Annotated in this window: 17 protein-coding genes; 5 read left to right on the top strand and 12 right to left on the bottom strand. The window is 49.6% G+C overall.

Annotation, left to right across the window (positions count from 1 at the left end):
- Positions 1-130 precede the first annotated feature (130 nt).
- Entirely contained in the window at positions 131-2,269 is a 2,139-nt protein-coding gene (locus ACZ5R2_RS05295) for a metallophosphoesterase (protein WP_464901319.1), read from the bottom strand.
- A 320-nt stretch (positions 2,270-2,589) separates the two neighbouring features.
- Here ACZ5R2_RS05295 and mtnN point away from each other — a divergent pair, with 320 nt between their 5' ends.
- From mtnN to ACZ5R2_RS05275, 4 genes are all read left to right on the top strand, one after another.
- Positions 2,590-3,285: a 5'-methylthioadenosine/S-adenosylhomocysteine nucleosidase gene (mtnN, locus tag ACZ5R2_RS05290; protein ID WP_464901318.1), complete on the top strand. Its 696-nt coding sequence runs from the start codon at positions 2,590-2,592 to the stop codon at positions 3,283-3,285.
- Positions 3,286-3,323: 38 nt separating this feature from the next.
- Positions 3,324-4,274, top strand: coding sequence for a cobalamin biosynthesis family protein (locus tag ACZ5R2_RS05285; protein ID WP_464901317.1), 951 nt, complete (start codon positions 3,324-3,326; stop codon positions 4,272-4,274).
- A 111-nt stretch (positions 4,275-4,385) separates the two neighbouring features.
- Positions 4,386-5,183, top strand: coding sequence for a vitamin B12 ABC transporter substrate-binding protein BtuF (btuF, locus tag ACZ5R2_RS05280; protein ID WP_464901316.1), 798 nt, complete (start codon positions 4,386-4,388; stop codon positions 5,181-5,183).
- 73 nt (positions 5,184-5,256) lie between these two features.
- On the top strand, positions 5,257-5,883 hold the full coding sequence (locus ACZ5R2_RS05275; RefSeq protein WP_464901315.1) for a TRIC cation channel family protein: 627 nt from the start codon (positions 5,257-5,259) through the stop codon (positions 5,881-5,883).
- Positions 5,884-5,967: 84 nt separating this feature from the next.
- On the opposite strand, the gene deoD is transcribed toward ACZ5R2_RS05275, so the two are convergent.
- The 10 genes from deoD to ACZ5R2_RS05225 all read right to left on the bottom strand — a co-directional run bounded on the left by deoD (position 5,968) and on the right by ACZ5R2_RS05225 (position 15,693).
- On the bottom strand, positions 5,968-6,687 hold the full coding sequence (deoD, locus tag ACZ5R2_RS05270) for a purine-nucleoside phosphorylase (protein WP_438459066.1): 720 nt from the start codon (positions 6,685-6,687) through the stop codon (positions 5,968-5,970).
- 131 nt (positions 6,688-6,818) lie between these two features.
- Positions 6,819-8,039, bottom strand: a complete 1,221-nt coding sequence (locus ACZ5R2_RS05265) for a phosphopentomutase (protein WP_464901314.1) — start codon at positions 8,037-8,039, stop codon at positions 6,819-6,821.
- A 20-nt stretch (positions 8,040-8,059) separates the two neighbouring features.
- Entirely contained in the window at positions 8,060-9,406 is a 1,347-nt protein-coding gene (gene deoA, locus ACZ5R2_RS05260; RefSeq protein WP_464901313.1) for a thymidine phosphorylase, read from the bottom strand.
- Positions 9,407-9,475: 69 nt separating this feature from the next.
- Entirely contained in the window at positions 9,476-10,252 is a 777-nt protein-coding gene (gene deoC, locus ACZ5R2_RS05255; protein WP_464901312.1) for a deoxyribose-phosphate aldolase, read from the bottom strand.
- A 203-nt stretch (positions 10,253-10,455) separates the two neighbouring features.
- Positions 10,456-10,626 carry a XapX domain-containing protein gene (locus tag ACZ5R2_RS05250; RefSeq protein WP_438459070.1) on the bottom strand — a complete coding sequence of 57 codons (171 nt, stop codon included), beginning with the start codon at positions 10,624-10,626 and terminating at the stop codon, positions 10,456-10,458.
- Between the two features lie 268 nt (positions 10,627-10,894).
- A complete protein-coding gene (locus tag ACZ5R2_RS05245; RefSeq protein WP_464901311.1) occupies positions 10,895-12,157 on the bottom strand; it encodes a NupC/NupG family nucleoside CNT transporter in 1,263 nt (420 codons plus the stop codon).
- A 203-nt stretch (positions 12,158-12,360) separates the two neighbouring features.
- Complete coding sequence (locus ACZ5R2_RS05240; RefSeq protein ID WP_464901310.1) at positions 12,361-13,170, bottom strand: TatD family hydrolase; 810 nt, start codon at positions 13,168-13,170, stop codon at positions 12,361-12,363.
- The gene (locus ACZ5R2_RS05235; protein WP_464901309.1) at positions 13,157-13,327 is read right to left on the bottom strand and encodes a hypothetical protein; all 171 of its coding nucleotides are present in this window, start codon (positions 13,325-13,327) and stop codon (positions 13,157-13,159) included. Before ACZ5R2_RS05235 ends, ACZ5R2_RS05240 begins: the two co-directional genes overlap by 14 nt.
- Before the next feature lie 31 nt (positions 13,328-13,358).
- Positions 13,359-14,135, bottom strand: a complete 777-nt coding sequence (yaaA, locus tag ACZ5R2_RS05230; protein WP_464901308.1) for a peroxide stress protein YaaA — start codon at positions 14,133-14,135, stop codon at positions 13,359-13,361.
- A gap of 121 nt (positions 14,136-14,256) precedes the next feature.
- On the bottom strand, positions 14,257-15,693 hold the full coding sequence (locus ACZ5R2_RS05225) for an alanine/glycine:cation symporter family protein (RefSeq protein WP_464901307.1): 1,437 nt from the start codon (positions 15,691-15,693) through the stop codon (positions 14,257-14,259).
- An 831-nt stretch (positions 15,694-16,524) separates the two neighbouring features.
- Between ACZ5R2_RS05225 and ACZ5R2_RS05220 the strand changes: the two genes are divergently transcribed.
- On the top strand, positions 16,525-16,704 hold the full coding sequence (locus ACZ5R2_RS05220) for a DUF3545 family protein (RefSeq protein WP_438459075.1): 180 nt from the start codon (positions 16,525-16,527) through the stop codon (positions 16,702-16,704).
- A gap of 67 nt (positions 16,705-16,771) precedes the next feature.
- On the opposite strand, the gene ACZ5R2_RS05215 is transcribed toward ACZ5R2_RS05220, so the two are convergent.
- Entirely contained in the window at positions 16,772-17,323 is a 552-nt protein-coding gene (locus ACZ5R2_RS05215) for a hemerythrin domain-containing protein (RefSeq protein ID WP_464901306.1), read from the bottom strand.
- Between the last annotated feature and the right edge of the window lie 66 nt (positions 17,324-17,389).

Raw genomic sequence — 17,389 nt, 5'->3', positions numbered from 1 at the left:
ACACGAGGAGCGCGAATTATAGGCGAAGCGTAGTAGCTGCGCAACTAAAATCTGGCGCAAAAGAAAAGAGCAAAGCCAGTCACTTAGGACTGGCTTTTCAGCGATGAAGATATGAGTCTATAACTTAGGATTATAGGCTATCTCGATCGTAAGCTGTTTTCAGGTCGTAAAGCTCTCCCTTGTCTACATCGATCAGGAAGTGGTCACTTGCCTCTCCCGTCGCGAAGCGGTCAAGAATGTAGAACAGCGTACCAAAGCGAACCTTAAACGCGTAATCAATCGTGATTTCGTTTTCGTTCTCTTCTACACCTTCGATAGTCACTTTAATATCCATCTCAGACAGCGCTTCACTTAGCAACTTGTAAAGTGGCAGACGTTCAGGGTCGATATCACGGAAAGCCAGCTCATCGGCGTTACGCAGACGGTAGAAATCGAGTGCCAAGTCTTCACCATTCCAAAGGGTGAAGTCTTCAATGTTTAGACCTGCTTCATTCGCAAGGTTGTTTGCCTTGATTGTCGCAATCGACCAGTCACGCAGCAATTGCTGTAGAACATCATCGTCTGAGTTAAATCCTTCAACGCACGCATCTAGACCAAGAAGAATACGCAGCTGACATACCGTGATGTCTGTCTCTAATTGAGAAAGAACCAACATTTCAGCGCCATCAAGATTAAACAGCATCGTTTTGATATCATCAGGCCACTCTTCTGGAAGGAAGCGTAGGCGCGTCAGCTCAATAATATGCCAATCCGTCAGGTCATAATAAGTTTCGGCATCAAGGATATCGCGGTTCCAACGGCCTTCAAAATCAATCGACTCTAGGTAGTCAGCCTCGACTGCATAGTGCTCAAACAGCTCATTAAAGCGTGGCACGTCAGCAATCACTGCCGTCTCAACCTCAATCTGGTTGTCTGGTTTGATCTCTAAGATCTTATAGGCAGGGATGTAACCCGCCAATGAAGGCGCTTGAATATTGAACAGAGTATAAGTTTCACCGTCAATGGTGTACTGCTTCATGCCTGTATCGTTGAAGTGCATATGACCGCCAACGTGGATGCTCAGACCCGTAGCGGCCAAGGCTTTACTGGTATCATCCTCTGGCTCACGAGCCAGCTGGAAGTTGCCTGCCCCAAAGATATCTTCGATCTCTTCTGAGGCGCCGTTGTAGAAGTCAGTCATAGGGAAGTGACTGAATGACATCAGTACCTTACCTTGCTCTTTCGCAGCCTTCGTGACCTCTTTCATCCAATCAATAACATGGATTTTATGTGTCAGCATCATGTTGTAGCCGGCATTGCTGCTGCCTTCAAAGTCATCGCCATTAGTTGAGTTGTCTGGTCGATCAGCTCTCGGACGGTATACGTTCGCGTCAATCGCCATCAGCCATAGCCCCTCAACCGGCTCAACTAGGTAAGTTGAATCTGGCACCATCGAACAGCTGGTGTAATCGTCTTGTTTGTATTCACCGCCCGCACCTTCGTGACAGATCTCGTATTGACGCAGCTCGAATGCCGCTTCCTTCTGTGCGAGCTCTAGCGAGTAGTTTTCACGCGCTTCGTCTGAGCTAAACGGAGTTTCGAAGTAAACATACTCTTCCTGTGGGTAGAAGCCGTGGTGACCTAGGATATCCATAATCTCCAGATATCCCCACTCTTGAACTTCTTCCGTACAGATAGTTAGTAAGTCATGACCACCATCAACTGTGGTCCAATCGCCTTCATAGTCAAAGTCACACTCATCTTTGCCACGGCTCTTGATGCGCTGATCTCTGCCCTCTTCACCTAGGTAATCATTTTTACCAGCGGGAATACTGAAAGGACGATTTGGATCGTGGTTACCAGGAGCGGCAAAGAACTCTAGGCCATGCTTTTCGCGGTACTCATCAAAGATGCTGACTAGACCGCGCATATGTACTGGCTGACCGTCATCACTAAAATCACCCGGCAACGCCACGTATTTAATACCACGCTCAACAACGTCATCAAGAGCAGCAATCATCGCAAAGTAGTTTTCATTAAACAGACGCGTTGATTTCATCTGTGACTGCATGGTGCGAATGGTCGCGCCTTGACCCGTGATGCTATTTGGCAGGCCATCAAACGAACCATCTTCAAAGTCGCCATAAACATCATGGAAATGGATATCTGGCATGAAGGCAACTTTCATGCCCTCAAGAGGAAGTGAAGGCTGCTCATCTGAGCTTGAAGAGTTACAACCTGACAACGCAAGTGCGCTGAGCATCGCAACAGAGAGTGACTTTAATTTCATGATTTTCTCGGCAAATACAAAAACAGCGGCAGGCTAAAGTGATGAAATGACAATTTTATTGCTCTTTGATTGCTTTTTTACTGCACTCAAATATCAAATGGATAAAGATCACGTTTTTTTTGCCACACAATGTAACGTGACACGACTGATTTACTAAAACCCATCGATATACTTACATTTGCGCCATAATAAGTGGCCACTTAAACATCACTCAATTAACTGACTTTTTCTTGTGCCCGAGTACAGCCATAGCCTAGAGCCCTACTCTTCTGCTATCCTTAGCGGCAAATTCAAGCAACATTGAAATGACGGAATTAGTTATGAAAATCGGTATCATCGGTGCCATGGAACAAGAAGTTTCCATCCTAAAAAACGCCCTTACTAACCTTGAGCAGGTGAACAAAGCCAACTGCACTTTCTTCTCTGGTGAACTTAACGGCGTTGAGGTTGTTTTGCTGCAATCGGGCATTGGTAAAGTAGCGGCGGCGATTGGCACGTCAATTCTACTTGATGAGTACCAACCGGATGTGGTGATTAACACGGGTAGCGCGGGCGGATTTGACGCCAGCCTTAACCTTGGTGATGTGGTGATCTCAACGGAAGTGCGCCACCACGACGCTGACGTAACTGCGTTTGGTTACGAGATTGGTCAGATGGCGGGTCAACCGGCAGCCTTTAGTGCAGATAACAAGCTAATGGATATTGCTGAGCAAGCACTAGCACAAATGGAAGATAAGCACGCGGTGCGCGGCCTTATCTGTACCGGCGATGCCTTTGTCTGTACGGCTGAGCGCCAAGCATTTATTCGCCAGCACTTCCCAGGCGTGATCGCGGTAGAAATGGAAGCAGCAGCCATTGCTCAAACCTGTCACCAGTTCAACGTTCCATTCGTGGTCGTGCGTGCCATCTCTGATGTTGCCGATAAAGAGTCACCAATGAGCTTTGAAGAGTTCTTGCCTCTGGCTGCGCAAAGCTCATCTGAGATGGTGATTAAGATGGTTGACCTACTTAAGTAATCAACTTAAGTCATCAATCTTAAAGGAGAGGGAGTTCAGTGGAAGGCATTCTTGGTCCGTATTACGCCAATGGCATGGTGCTCGTTATGTGGGGCGCGCTACTGGCACACCTAGCCCTTCCTATCCCTCGCCTTAGCCATCCTATCGAGTGGTGGCGCCGTTTCGCCCTGCTACTCTCTGCTAAGGTCAACAGCCACAATCCTCAGCAAGCGGCTCTCGCCGGGAGCCTAGCAATGGCACTGATGCTATTGCCAACCGCCCTGCTGCTGATAGCGTTAAATACTCTGTCTTGGCAAAGTGAGCTGTTTCAACTCGGACTGCTTATCCTCGCACTGGACTGGCGCAACAGCGATGGCTTGGTGCGCGAACTCACTCAAGCGATGGCGGATGAAGACAAATTTCGCGCTCGCGCCCTGCTCGCGCCCTGGGTTAATCGTCAAACTGACAGCCTCTCCATGCTTGGATTGGGTAAAGCGGGGGCAGAGACCTACCTCATGGCGATGGGACGTGGCGTGATTGGTGTGTTGTTCTGGTTTAGTTTGCTTGGCGGCATTGGCGCGATACTTTACCGATTAACAATTGAGCTTGCGCGAGTGTGGTCTCCCTCTCGTCAAAGCTATAGCCCCTTTGGCCAGGCTAGTACTCGCCTGACCGCCGCGCTGGATATCATCCCTCTGCGCCTGTTCAGCCTACTTATTCTGATTGGCAAGCACCCCCAGCACAACCTCAGTTTGGTTCGTCAGCAAGCGACCTCTTGGGCACTGCCCGGCCCAAGTTGGCTATTGATTAGCAGCGCGGCAAAATACCAGCTGGCCCTTGGTGGCCCGGCGATTTATGAATCCCGTAAGAGCTTGCGCGCTAAGATTGGAGGACGTATCGCTCCGGCTGCAATCCACCTATCACAATTACGTCAGATGATGACGGCTCGAACCCTAATATGGGTGGCCCTGCTCAGCCTATTTTTACTTACTATCAACCAGGGTCTGTAACCGACTCTGTCCACCTGAGGTTTGCTTGTCATGTTGTACCACACTCTTTTTGCGCCTAAGGGTTTGGGGTTAAAAAGCCTCTTGCTTTGCGGCTTGCACCTCTTCGCTTCGATGGCTACAGCACAAGAGACACCCTTTGTTGCTACACGCGTAATCTCGCTCGCTCCGTCGGCCACTGAACTTGCCTATACCGCAGGCTTGGGAGAGCATCTTATCGCCGCAAGTGAGTACAGTGATTTTCCCGTTCAAGCACAGCAACTTGAACGCATCGCCAACCATAAAACCATTAATCTCGAGCGCGTCATTGCGCTCAAGCCTGACCTTATCTTGGCTTGGCGAGGCGGCAATCCACACAAATCACTCGAGCAACTAAAGAGCTTAGGCTACCCAATTGTGTATACCGATAGCCAAAGCCTAGAGACGATACCCGATATCATCAGTGATCTTAGCCTTTACACCGAGGAGCCAGCCAAGGGGCAGCAACAAGCTCAGATGATGCGTGATCGGATCAGTGAGCTTAAACAGCGCTATCAAAACAAACCCAAAGTGCGCTTTTTCTACCAGCTCAGTGCTGCGCCACTGATCACCGTTTCTGACCCTCACTGGCCAAGCGATGTGTTTGCCCTGTGTGGCGGTGAGAATATCTTTGCCACTAGTAGTGCGCCATATCCTCAAGTGGGTATTGAGCAAGTGGTGGTGGCGCAGCCCGAGGTGCTATTTACCTCGCGTCACGCCAACTTTGATATGAGCACTTGGCAGCGCTGGCAAGAACAGATCCCAGCCATAGAACAGCAACATATTTGGACACTCAATACCGATTGGCTGAACCGTCCAACCTTGCGTTCACTGCTCGCGACAGAGCAAGTTTGTTATTACCTTGACCAAGCGCGCGATAATCACGTGCCATAAGCCTTTTATAACACGGTCAAACTGAGTACAATTCCCGCCATTCTTCTTTGGTCTGCAATGAACGTTCACAACTATGGACTCACTACTTTTGTATCTAGTGGATCTCTTCGGCACAGCAGTGTTTGCCGTGTCAGGGGTTCTACTGGCTGGACGCTTGAAAATGGATCCTTTCGGCGTAATCGTACTAGGGAGTGTTACGGCAATTGGCGGCGGTACTATCCGCGATATGGCTCTCGGCGCAACGCCGGTTTTCTGGATTGGTGATACTACCTATCTGTGGGTGATCTTTATTACCTGTATTCTCACCATGCTGGTGGTGCGACGCCCGAAACGCCTGCCTTGGTGGGTTCTGCCTGTGAGCGATGCGATTGGCCTGGCATTCTTTGTCAGTATCGGCGTGGAGAAAGCCCTCAGCTTTCAAGACTCCTACATGGTGGCGATCATCATGGGCGTGATCACTGGTTGTGGCGGCGGCATCATCCGCGATGTATTAGCGCGCGAGATCCCAATGGTGCTGCGTAGTGAGGTCTACGCCACCGCTTGTATCATGGGTGGCATCTTTCACACCGGTGCGCTGGCGCTTGGCTATGACACCACCACAGCACTGGTCGCAGGTGTAAGCTCGACTCTGATCATTCGCCTTGGTGCGATCCGTTGGCACCTTTCCTTACCAACTTTTGCCATCAAGCCAAACAGCTAATGTCTTGAGCAACAAGCAAATAAAAACCGCCATCACGTTGGCGGTTTTTTGTTACTAAACCCATATTTCTAGGGTAAGAGTCGATTACTCTTCATCACCAAGCAATACTGAATCGAGTGCGATCTCCATCATCTCATTGAAGGTGGTTTGACGCTCAGCAGAGGTGGTTTGCTCGCCACGTTTAATGTGGTCAGAAACGGTACAGATAGCCAGCGCCTTGGCGCCATATTCTGCTGCGATACCGTAGATACCCGCCGCTTCCATCTCAACACCCAAGATGCCGTACTTGTCCATTACGTCGAACATCTCTGGCTCCGGGGTGTAGAACAGCTCGGCTGAGAATAGGTTACCAATCTTAACGTCGATACCGCGTGCTTGGGCCGCTTTTTCGGCATTACGTACCATGTCATAATCTGCGATTGCAGCAAAGTCGTGATCTTTAAAGCGGATACGGTTAACTTTAGAGTCGGTACACGCCCCCATGCCGATCACCACATCACGCAGTTTTACGTCATCGCGCACAGCACCACAACTACCCACGCGAATGACCTTTTTCACGCCGTAATCTTTAATCAATTCCGTAACATAAATAGAGCACGAAGGGATACCCATACCGTGACCCATTACTGAGATCTTACGACCCTTGTACGTACCGGTGTAGCCATACATATTGCGCACATCACACACCTGAACAACATCGTCAAGAAACGTCTCTGCGATGTACTTGGCGCGTAGTGGATCACCTGGCATCAATACGACGTCAGCAAAATCACCCATTTCTGCATTAATATGAGGAGTAGCCATTGTTTATTCCTTTGTTTCTCTTGTTGTTATAGACCCAAGTGAGTGTAAATATAGTTTTTAACGCATTACGCCACTCACTTGGGTAATAAAGTCATTATTGTCTAATGCCGAGCAAGGCCCAGCGATGTTCATCACAAAAAGTTGCTGCCGTAATCCATCGGGCTTGTACCGAAGTAGCTAGCCAAAGTTTGACCGATATCAGCAAAGGTCTCGCGCTTGCCCAGTGAGCCCGCGGGAACCTTATGACCATAAACCAGTACTGGAATATGCTCTCGGGTATGATCAGTGCCTTGCCAGGTTGGGTCACAGCCATGGTCAGCAGTGAGGATCAACACATCATCTGGCTGCATGATTTCCAGCACCTCATCGACACGACTGTCAAAGTACTCGAGCGCCCCCGCGTAACCGCTGACGTTACGACGGTGCCCGTAATGCGAATCAAAGTCGACAAAGTTCGCGAACACAATCGTGTTGTCGCCTGCTTGCTTGATCTCTTCTAGCGTCGTATCAAATAACGCCGCAAGGCCGGTCGCTTTCACCTTCTTGGTGATCCCGCAGTTGGCATAGATATCGGCAATCTTACCCACAGAGACAACTTGTCCCTGCTTTTCATCCACCAGTTTTTGCAATACCGTTGCCGATGGCGGCTCAACCGACAGATCGCGTCGGTTACCGGTGCGCTCAAACTGACCCTTACCACTACCGATAAATGGTCGTGCAATCACGCGGCCAATATTATAGCCCTCAAGCTCTTCACGGGCGATTTGGCACAACTCAAGCAGGCGATCTAGGCGAAAGCTCTCTTCGTGACAGGCAATCTGAAACACTGAATCAGCCGAGGTGTAGAAGATTGGCAACCCTGTGCGCATATGCTCTTCACCCAGGTCTTCTAGCACTTGTGTGCCAGAGGCATGGCAGTTGCCGAGAAAACCGTCGAGCCCCGCACGCGCAAGGATGCGGTCAGTCAGCTCTTTGGGAAAGCTGTTTTCCTTATCGGTAAAGTAACCCCAGTCATACAGCACAGGCACACCAGCAATTTCCCAATGCCCTGATGGCGTGTCTTTACCCGAAGACAGCTCAGCGGCATGGCCGTAGGCGGCAATCACTTCAATATCATCACGCAAACCCGGTGCTAGGTGCCCGGTAGACTCTTTGTGCGCCATTGCCAAACCAAGCTTGGAAAGATTGGGTAGGGTCAACGGGCCTGCTCGCTCATCGCTATCCGCGCGGCCAGCCGCGCACTCATCAGCGATATGGCCTAGAGTGTCTGAGCCCACGTCACCAAACTTGTCTGCATCTGCTGCAGCGCCGATCCCAAACGAATCGAGTACTAAAATAAAGGCTCTTTTCATAACATCATCCTTAAAGCTGGCTAGGCCAACTCTTCATTGTCTATGTCCTCTGCGCGGATTTGTCGATAGACATCTGGGGTAGCTTGGTAGTTGCCACCAATCTCTATCGCCGCTTTAAGTGCATCCGCCGCTTGTTGCCACTGCGCTTCATCACGGGCGTGGATCATAGCCAATGGCGTCTTGTCATCGGCGAACTCACCCAGACGGATAAAACCATCAAAGCCCACAGCAAAGTCAATCTTATCGCTGGCAACCCGGCGGCCACCGCCCATAGCAACCACCGCCATACCGATCGCGCGGGTGTCCATCGCACTGACGATACCGGTCTTATCGGCATACACAGGCTTCAACAGTGGTGCGGTTTCGAGGTACTGTGCGTAGTTGGCAATGAAATCTGCCGGACCACCAAGGCCTGCGATCATCTTGCCAAAGCACTCGGCAGCCTGGCCATTATCGAGCACCTGATCGAGCTTATCTCGTGCATCCTCGCTATCAGTCGCTAACTTGGCCAGCACCAACATCTCAGCGCACAAGGTCATGGTCACTTCATACAAGCGCGGATTGCGATACTCACCAGTCAAGAAGCGTACCGCCTCACGCACCTCAAGCGCATTACCCGCTGATGAGGCAAGCACTTGGTTCATGTCGGTTAAGATGGCTGTGGTCTTGGTCCCCGCGCCGTTGGCAACGGCAACAATCGAGCGAGCCAGATCTTCCGACTCTTGATAAGTCGGCATAAAGGCCCCGCTACCCACTTTGACGTCCATCACCAAAGACTCAAGGCCTGCGGCCAGTTTCTTGGATAAGATAGACGCGGTGATCAAGCTCATGTTGTCAACAGTGGCTGTGATATCACGCGTGGCATAGATGCGCTTATCCGCCGGTGCCAGATCGCCAGTTTGGCCGATTATCGCTACTCCGGCATCTTTGGTGACATCACCAAATACTTGGTTAGTCGGGGTCACGTTATACCCAGGAATCGACTCAAGCTTATCCAGTGTGCCACCTGTATGACCCAACCCACGTCCCGAGATCATCGGTACAAAGCCACCACAGGCCGCCACCATAGGCCCCAGCATCAGCGAGATCACATCCCCCACACCGCCCGTTGAGTGTTTATCCACAATCGGACCACCAAACTGCTGAGCACTCCAGTCGATCACCATGCCAGAGTCGCGCATGGCACAGGTCAGGGCAATGCGCTCTTGCATCGATAACTCATTGAAACAGATCGCCATTGCTAGGGCGGCAATCTGCCCTTCTGAGACGCTGTTATCGGCGACGCCTTGAATGAAAAATTGGATCTCTTCGTCGCTTAGGATGCCGCCGTCGCGTTTTTTACGAATGATCTCTTGAGGTAAATACATTATTGCCTCCCACGTTATTGCGTGGCTATCAGACTCATGCAAAGGGGCAAGCCCCTTTGCAACCTTGTGTTAGTACGCTGAAGGATCGGCCGTTTGGTCGGTAACGTCTAATGTATTCAATAGGTTGGTTAATAGGCTTGATGCGCCAAAGCGGTAGTGACGTGCATCTACCCAGTCATCGCCGAGGATCTCATCGGCCATCGCCAAGTATTGAGCGGCATCCTCTGCGGTACGTACACCGCCTGCTGGTTTAAAGCCCACAGACTTAGCCACGCCCATATCACGGATCACTTCGAGCATCATGCGCGCGAACTCTGGGGTTGCATTGACAGCCACTTTACCGGTAGAGGTCTTGATAAAGTCAGCACCTGCTTCAATACAGATTTGTGAGGCTTTCTTGATAAGCGCTTCTTCTTTTAACTCACCGGTTTCGATGATCACTTTCAGCAGCACATCACCACAAGCAGCCTTACACTGTTTCACCAGCTCAAAGCCGACTTCTTCATTGCCTGCGATCAGCGCACGGTATGGGAACACGACGTCAACCTCATCGGCGCCATAAGCAACCGCGGCTTTGGTTTCAGCCACGGCAATCTCGATATCATCGTTACCGTGTGGGAAGTTAGTGACTGTGGCAATGCGAACGTCAGGCGTGCCTTGCTCGCGCAGGGTTTTCTTCGCAATAGGAATAAAGCGAGGGTAGATGCAGATTGCAGCCGTGTTGCCCACTGCTGATTTTGCATCATGACACAACTGAATCACCTTAGCGTCGGTGTCATCGTCATTCAGTGTGGTCAAATCCATTAGTTTCAATGCACGCAGTGCTGCTGTTTTTAAGTCGCTCATTTCTATCTCCGATCAATATTCAAAATTATCTCAGCCAAGTGCACTCTTGATGCACAACTTCGCTGCTAATGATGAACGGACTTGGTTCCTTGAAGACTTGCTCAAGCGCTCACTTGAGCAATTGATTTCCTTTTCACCGCTAGGGGCACGTTTACTTTTCTCTCTCGTGCTGTAAGAACACCCCATCGCTATCTCAGGTTTGCTTAGCTAAAAAATCGCTCAACAATCCACTGGTATGAGAGGCCGCCAAGATAGACGCCAACGATGCCCATCACACCAGATAAAACCGGCGGCGCTGGGATTGGCAGTTTAATGGCAGTAAAGAGCATTCCAACCGCGAAGCCCGCGACGGTGGCAAGGAGAACTTCGTTCATGTGTGTTACCTGTTTGTTTATCGATACTCAGAGTATAGATATTTGTCGCGGCCCTGTAGCCAAATGAGAAAAGCAAACGGTTTGTATCTCAAAAAAACTTAAAACACAGGGGCGAGGTGCGGGTACGGGCTTTGCCCTACGAGTAACGAGGAGTGCATCACGCGCTAAATCTCCTCGCCCCCAAAACCGTCGCCCTCATAAAAAAGCCCCGCAGCATGGGGATGCTGCGGGGCGACATTTTAGCGTCTATATATTTCTTTCTAAGTAATTAGAAAGATAGGAATAGACCAGCAATAGTTGCTGCCATTAGGTTAGATAGCGTACCTGCTGCCACGGCTTTAACACCCATACGAGCGATGTCGTGACGACGGTTTGGCGCTAGACCACCTAGACCACCTAGTAGGATTGCGATAGAAGAAAGGTTCGCAAAACCACATAGTGCAAATGAGATGATTGCTTGAGTCTTCTCTGTCATTACTTGACCAGTCGCTTCAACAATTTGAGCGCCTTCACCCACAAATGGTACGAAGTTTAGGTAAGCAACGAATTCGTTCACAACCAGTTTTTGACCGATGAAAGAACCTGCTAGTACAGCTTCATCCCATGGCACACCGATTAGGAATGCTAGTGGAGAGAAGATCCAACCTAGGAGTAGTTCTAGAGTCAGTTCAGGCATGCCGAACCAACCGCCAACGCCGCCAAGTACGCCGTTAACGAGAGCAATTAGACCGATGAATGCCAGTAGCATTGCACCAACGTTTAGAGCCAGTTGTAGACCAACAGACGCGCCGCTTGCCGCTGCATCGATAACGTTAGCTGGCTTGTCGTCGCCGCCGTCGATGTCAGAGTCTAGGTCATCGTTTGGTGTATCCGTCTCAGGCATGATGATCTTAGCGAACAGTAGACCACCAGGTGCTGCCATGAATGACGCTGCAACTAGGTACTCAAGAGGCACACCCATAGATGCGTAACCCGCTAGTACACCACCAGCAACAGAAGCTAGACCACCACACATTACCGCGAACAACTCAGATTGAGTCATGCGAGGTACGAATGGACGTACAACTAGAGGAGCCTCAGTTTGACCAACAAAGATGTTTGCTGCTGCAGACATAGACTCGGCACGAGAAGTACCTAGCGCCTTTTGCAGACCGCCACCAAGAACCTTGATGACCCACTGCATGATACCTACGTAGTAAAGTACTGAGATAAGTGCAGAGAAGAAAATTAGTGTTGGCAGTACTTGGAACGCAAAGATGAAGCCGATACCGTCAACTGAGAAGTTAACTAGGCTACCAAATAGGAAACCAGTACCGTCTTTACCGTAGTCGATAACGTTTTGTACACCTGCTGAGAAACCAGCAAGTAGATCACGACCCCAAGGGACGTAAAGAACGAAACCACCGATGATGAATTGGATAGCGAATGCACCACCAACAGTTCGTAGATTAATAGCTTTGCGGTTGCTAGACAGTGCAAGGGCGATACCAAGTAGCACAGCCATACCAACCAGGCTCATAAACAGGCTCATAGTTTATGACTTCCTTATAGGTTATTTGTTAGGCGATTAGATAGTGAAGCTCAAAAGCGGCGCAATTATACTCATCACTTTAGGTAGAAAGTAATGCCACCCTCACACTTTTTTAGGGTATTCATGACACGCACAATCAAAAATGTGACAAAGATCACACTCAAATTTAAATGAGCAGTTCTAAAACACAGAAAACCTCTAGATTATTCACAAATCGAAAACAATTCTAGAGAGTTTCGCCAAAACTGTGAGGCAATCGTTTGCGTATCCGTTTGCTTTAGATCACAAACTGTGTTGAGGATCAGCGGTAAACGCTTGGGGTGATTGGGCTCCCCCTGAAAACCGCTTAGGGGCATGTCGGGGGCATCGGTTTCAAGCACTAGGCAATCGTTTGGCAAAGCACTGATTGCGTTGCGAGTTTTGTTTGCTCGCGGATAAGTGATCACACCCCCGACACCAATTTTTATCCCTTTATCAACAAAACGCATCGCCAGGTCATAACTGCCAGAATAGCCATGCAGCACCCCGCCCGCCCTGGCAGGTGTTTGCTTCAAGGTGCGTAAAAGCTCATTATGCGCTTTTACGCAGTGCAAAATGACAGGTAGCTCAAGCTCGTTAGCAGCATCGAGATGAGATTGCAGCACTGCTTGTTGCATTTGAGCGTCGATATCGGTCAAACCATCTAAGCCACACTCTCCTATCGCGAGTGGTTTTTGTGTTGCTTGGTCGAACGCCTTGGACAGAGAGGGGGTGAGATCGAGTGATTTTGTGGTGAGAAAATTTGGATGATAACCAAGCGCCCAGTATATCGCACAATGACGCTGGCTGAGTGACTCAAGTCGATGCCAGTTTTGCGGTCCAACCGCGGGCAGCATGATCTTCTGTACCCCTTGCCGCTGAGCAGAGGAGAGGTGCTTATCAAACTGCCCCTCAAACACCGCAAAGTCAAAGTGACAATGGGTGTCGAAAAGAGGGAGGCTGGCTCCCTCAATCTGATCGTTAATGATCGTCATTGGACTTCGATGTACAGGTCATTTCGGGATCAGAGGCAGGGTCGCGGCGGTACGGAACACAACTGCGTTTATTCTCTGGCGTGAGACCGAGCGACTGACACCACGCATCGTAGCGTGCTATGCCACGCGCTATCCATTGCTTAAACCGATTCCACATACACCCTCTCCTTTACCGCCAACTCTTACGCCTACTGTTGCTCTTCGCGCTTAAACACCAACTCGCTATCAGTAGATTCGGCTGCGACGAAATAGTAGCCGGCGACATCAAAACTCTTCAGCGCTTCGATAGTGTCCACCTGATGGTCGATGATATAGCGAGCCATCATACCGCGCGCCTTTTTGGCGTAAAAACTGATCACCTTGTACTGACCATTTTTGCAGTCTTTGAAAACTGGGGTGATGACTTTCGCTGCCAGCTGTTTTGGCTTGACCGCTTTAAAGTATTCGTTTGAGGCCAAGTTAACCAAGATGTCATCGCCTTGCTCAGCAACGGCCTGATTGAGCTTATTGGTGATGATCTCCCCCCAGAATTGATACAGGTTAGTACCGCGACGGTTGGCAAGCTTGGTGCCCATCTCTAAGCGATAGGGCTGCATCAAGTCCAGAGGTTTGAGTAGACCATACAAGCCTGACAGCATACGCAGGTGACGCTGAGCATAATCAAACCCTGCCTCATCCAATGTTTGCGCCTCTAAACCAGTATAGACATCGCCCTTAAAGGCTAAGATCGCTTGACGAGAATTGTCCTGGGTGAAGCTCTCGCTCCACTGCTCAAAGCGCGCCACGTTGAGTCCGGCAATCTTATCACTGACCTTCATAAGTGCACTGACATCGGCCGGCGTCAGTTTACGACACTCTTCGATCAGCTCAGCAGAGTGCTCAATCAATTCAGGTTGAGTATAGCGCTCCGTCGCCAGTGGCGACTCATAATCGAGCGTTTTGGCTGGAGAAACAACGATAAGCATGACAACACTTCCTTATAATCTTTTTCTTATTCCCACATGACCGGGTGTTTATAGGTTATAAAAAAAGCCATGCGTTGTCTGCATGGCTTTTTCAATCATTTCAATCGGCAACAGCTATCGCTCACTGCTTTGGCTGTTTGTTATCCCAGATGCCCTCTTCAAGCTGAGATTGCAGCTCAGGGAAGTCATTGGCATCAAAGGTTGGCACTTTACCCTCAGACAACTGACGGTTGTAGTCTTTGGCCAGTTTCACCACGATACCCGATAGCAATAGGATGGCCACCAAGTTAACAATCGCCATCAAGCCCATAGAGACATCCGCTAACGCCCATACTACAGGTAATGAAGCCACTGCACCAAACATGACCATGCCAAGCACCACAAGACGGAACAGACCCAAACCACCTTTGTGGTTATGCTCTAGAAAGATCAAGTTCGTTTCCGCGTAAGAGTAGTTCGCGATGATCGAGGTGAAGGCGAAGAAGAAGATAGCTACCGCGACGAACACCGCGCCCCAGTCACCTACTTGCGAGCTCACTGCGCGCTGAGTTAGCTCAATACCCGTAACAGCCGTTTCAGTGCCTAGATACTCGCCCGACATCAAGATGATCGCCACTGTCGCTGAACAGATCACGATAGTGTCCATAAACACGCCAAGCATCTGAACATAACCTTGAGATGCCGGGTGCGGCGGGTAAGGCGTTGCAGAAGCAGCTGCGTTTGGCGCAGAGCCCATACCCGCTTCATTCGAGAACAGACCACGCTTGATACCATTAATCATCGCTTGAGCAATGGCGTAGCCTAGGCCACCCGCTGCAGCCTCTTGCAGACCAAACGCGCTCTTGATGATGAGTGACAAGACTGCAGGCAGCTTGTCTAGGTTAGTCAGCATGATGAACAGTGCAAGCAACAAGTACAGCAGCGCCATCAAAGGCACGATAAGCTCAGCTGTGCGCGCAATACGCTTGATCCCACCAAAGATCACCACTGCAGACAAAACAACCACACCGACACCAACGTAAGTCTCATCCCAGCCAAAAGCGGTGTTCATCGCACTAGCGATAGAGTTAGCTTGAACGGCGTTAAACACCAAACCAAAGGCGATGATCAAGAAGATAGAGAACAGCACGCCCATCCAGCGCATACCAAGGCCCTTCTCCATGTAGTAAGCCGGACCACCACGGTAGTTACCGTCTTCATCTTTGGTTTTGTATAGCTGCGCCAGAGTGCTCTCTGCGAACGAGGTCGCCATACCTAGCATGGCAATCAACCACATCCAGAAGATCGCGCCAGGACCACCGACGGTCAACGCCACAGCCACACCGGCCATGTTCCCGGTACCAACACGCGCTGCGAGACTGGTACACAAGGCTTGGAAGGAAGAGATGCCCGCTTTATCGGCCTTGCGACTGTTGCGCAGTACCGAGAACATATGGCGGAAATGGCGGAACTGAATGAAGCCCAGACGGACGGTAAAGTAGATACCGACACCGACGAGCAAATAAACTAGGATCGAGCCCCAAAGGAGATCGTTCATTAGATTGATGATATCTGTCACTGTAACCTCTCATTGCGAATAACGGCCGATGTATCTTCATGCAAAAAAACATGATCTAGGCGAAAGTTATCCGTTCATTAATGCATAGTCATGCATTATGACTTGTAGTTGTCGAATTTTGACGGCGGGATGATGCGTTGAGCCAGTTCAAAAATCAATATGCAACATTACACACCCAAAGCAAAACCAAACAGAATATTTACATTAATACTACATGGGCATGACGAAATGTGTGTTTAATTTTCATCTCACATCGTCTTCTATCTCGTTATCTACCTACTTAGAGGGAGAAAAGAGGTAAGATGCTCACTAGACCCGACATCATCAGGCACGCACTACCGGAGTCACACTCAAGCTCAGCATAACTCTCCCTCCCAACGACCTAAAATTTACCCCCTAATTGCAGCACAAAGTTCCTACTGTCACTTAACAAGGTCATTGCATCGAATTTTTTTCGCCGCAAACATTCAAACGATGAATAATTAGACAGTTAGTGTCGAGAATGACGCCCTCAGCTTGCGTCCGAGCTAGGGCGACAGGCTAAAGCGTAGAACTCAAACAGCCTTAATAGTGTGAATTCGACGTCAAAAGCGTCGTAAAACCTTCACCCCTGTGCAACAAATGAGAAATAAATCATGGTTAGGTTGGGGATGTTCATGATATATCGTTAGTGTCGCATGAAATTGCCGCAATAAACCGTTGCGAGGAAACGATCGCAATGCGGCGAGTACCACACGTTTGGCACACGGCATGCATGCTATTAGAACGGCTCGCTTGGGCGGCCACAACAATATTGACCCTATTTGTCAGGAACTACGTCAGAGGTAGCTTATGGAAGGCTTACAATTCGATGACCAGCTAGATATGGAAATCCCAGTAGTAAAAGCATCGCGCTCAAAACCGATCAAGAGAAAGTGGCGCGAGATTGAGGCAATTAAAGATAGGCAGCGCCTACGCAAAGAGTTGATGGAGATGGATATCTCCTACGATATCGATGATTTGGATTACTAAATGAATGGAAAAGGCACCTGATGGTGCCTTTTTAGTTATGTATCCCGTGATTCCTAGATAGGTTGGGTTATACACACTCTCGCTCACCACGGCGTACCCTATCCGCCAGCAGCAAGTATTCATCGGCAATGGTATCACCAAATACCGGATCGCTCTCTTCAGTGCTCCATAACGCCTCAACGCGTTGCCAATCTTTGGTGGTAAACGAGTTGGCAATCTGAGGCAGGATTGATTGTTCTTCGAAGTCGAGGTGGTTGCGCTGCAGATTGAGGAACTCTTCAAGCTGGGCAACAAACACATCTTGCGGTATGACTGCATCAGCCAGGATCATATCCAGCGTATCTAAAAAGTCATGGGTCTTGCCCGATAACTGCTCGTGTTCCTGCTCAAGGTTGGCCATCGCGCCATTGGCATCATAGTGCTCAATGTAGTAACGATAGAGAATATCCTCTTTTGGGTGGTGAACTTTCTCTGAATGATTGGCAAGATACGCGACTATCTCTCGGATCAAGCTGTAGTTGATTGTCTGCTCGTCTTTGATAGAGACCAGCTTGCGACGTAACATGGCCAACAGGCGCACCATATAGCCATGCTCGCGCCTGATGCGTTCGATCATCATGATGTTTCTCCTTAACACCTACATTCAGTAAGTGTATAGCAAGGTAGACAACATTAGCTTGACCCT

It is taken from the genome of Vibrio sabulosilitoris, from assembly GCF_055391395.1.
This window is presented reverse-complemented; position numbering and strand designations above follow the sequence as displayed.

What these genes read in the sequence shown, in the direction of transcription:
- ACZ5R2_RS05275 (WP_464901315.1), top strand. Translation starts at nt 5,257, where the DNA reads ATGGACTCACTACTTTTGTATCTAGTGGATCTCTTCGGCACAGCAGTG.
- btuF (WP_464901316.1), top strand. Translation starts at nt 4,386, where the DNA reads ATGGCTACAGCACAAGAGACACCCTTTGTTGCTACACGCGTAATCTCG.
- yaaA (WP_464901308.1), bottom strand. Translation starts at nt 14,135, where the DNA reads ATGCTTATCGTTGTTTCTCCAGCCAAAACGCTCGATTATGAGTCGCCA.
- mtnN (WP_464901318.1), top strand. Translation starts at nt 2,590, where the DNA reads ATGAAAATCGGTATCATCGGTGCCATGGAACAAGAAGTTTCCATCCTA.
- ACZ5R2_RS05250 (WP_438459070.1), bottom strand. Translation starts at nt 10,626, where the DNA reads ATGAACGAAGTTCTCCTTGCCACCGTCGCGGGCTTCGCGGTTGGAATG.
- ACZ5R2_RS05215 (WP_464901306.1), bottom strand. Translation starts at nt 17,323, where the DNA reads ATGATGATCGAACGCATCAGGCGCGAGCATGGCTATATGGTGCGCCTG.
- ACZ5R2_RS05245 (WP_464901311.1), bottom strand. Translation starts at nt 12,157, where the DNA reads ATGAGCCTGTTTATGAGCCTGGTTGGTATGGCTGTGCTACTTGGTATC.
- deoD (WP_438459066.1), bottom strand. Translation starts at nt 6,687, where the DNA reads ATGGCTACTCCTCATATTAATGCAGAAATGGGTGATTTTGCTGACGTC.
- ACZ5R2_RS05235 (WP_464901309.1), bottom strand. Translation starts at nt 13,327, where the DNA reads ATGTGGAATCGGTTTAAGCAATGGATAGCGCGTGGCATAGCACGCTAC.
- deoA (WP_464901313.1), bottom strand. Translation starts at nt 9,406, where the DNA reads ATGTATTTACCTCAAGAGATCATTCGTAAAAAACGCGACGGCGGCATC.
- ACZ5R2_RS05220 (WP_438459075.1), top strand. Translation starts at nt 16,525, where the DNA reads ATGGAAGGCTTACAATTCGATGACCAGCTAGATATGGAAATCCCAGTA.
- ACZ5R2_RS05295 (WP_464901319.1), bottom strand. Translation starts at nt 2,269, where the DNA reads ATGAAATTAAAGTCACTCTCTGTTGCGATGCTCAGCGCACTTGCGTTG.
- deoC (WP_464901312.1), bottom strand. Translation starts at nt 10,252, where the DNA reads ATGAGCGACTTAAAAACAGCAGCACTGCGTGCATTGAAACTAATGGAT.
- ACZ5R2_RS05265 (WP_464901314.1), bottom strand. Translation starts at nt 8,039, where the DNA reads ATGAAAAGAGCCTTTATTTTAGTACTCGATTCGTTTGGGATCGGCGCT.
- ACZ5R2_RS05240 (WP_464901310.1), bottom strand. Translation starts at nt 13,170, where the DNA reads ATGACGATCATTAACGATCAGATTGAGGGAGCCAGCCTCCCTCTTTTC.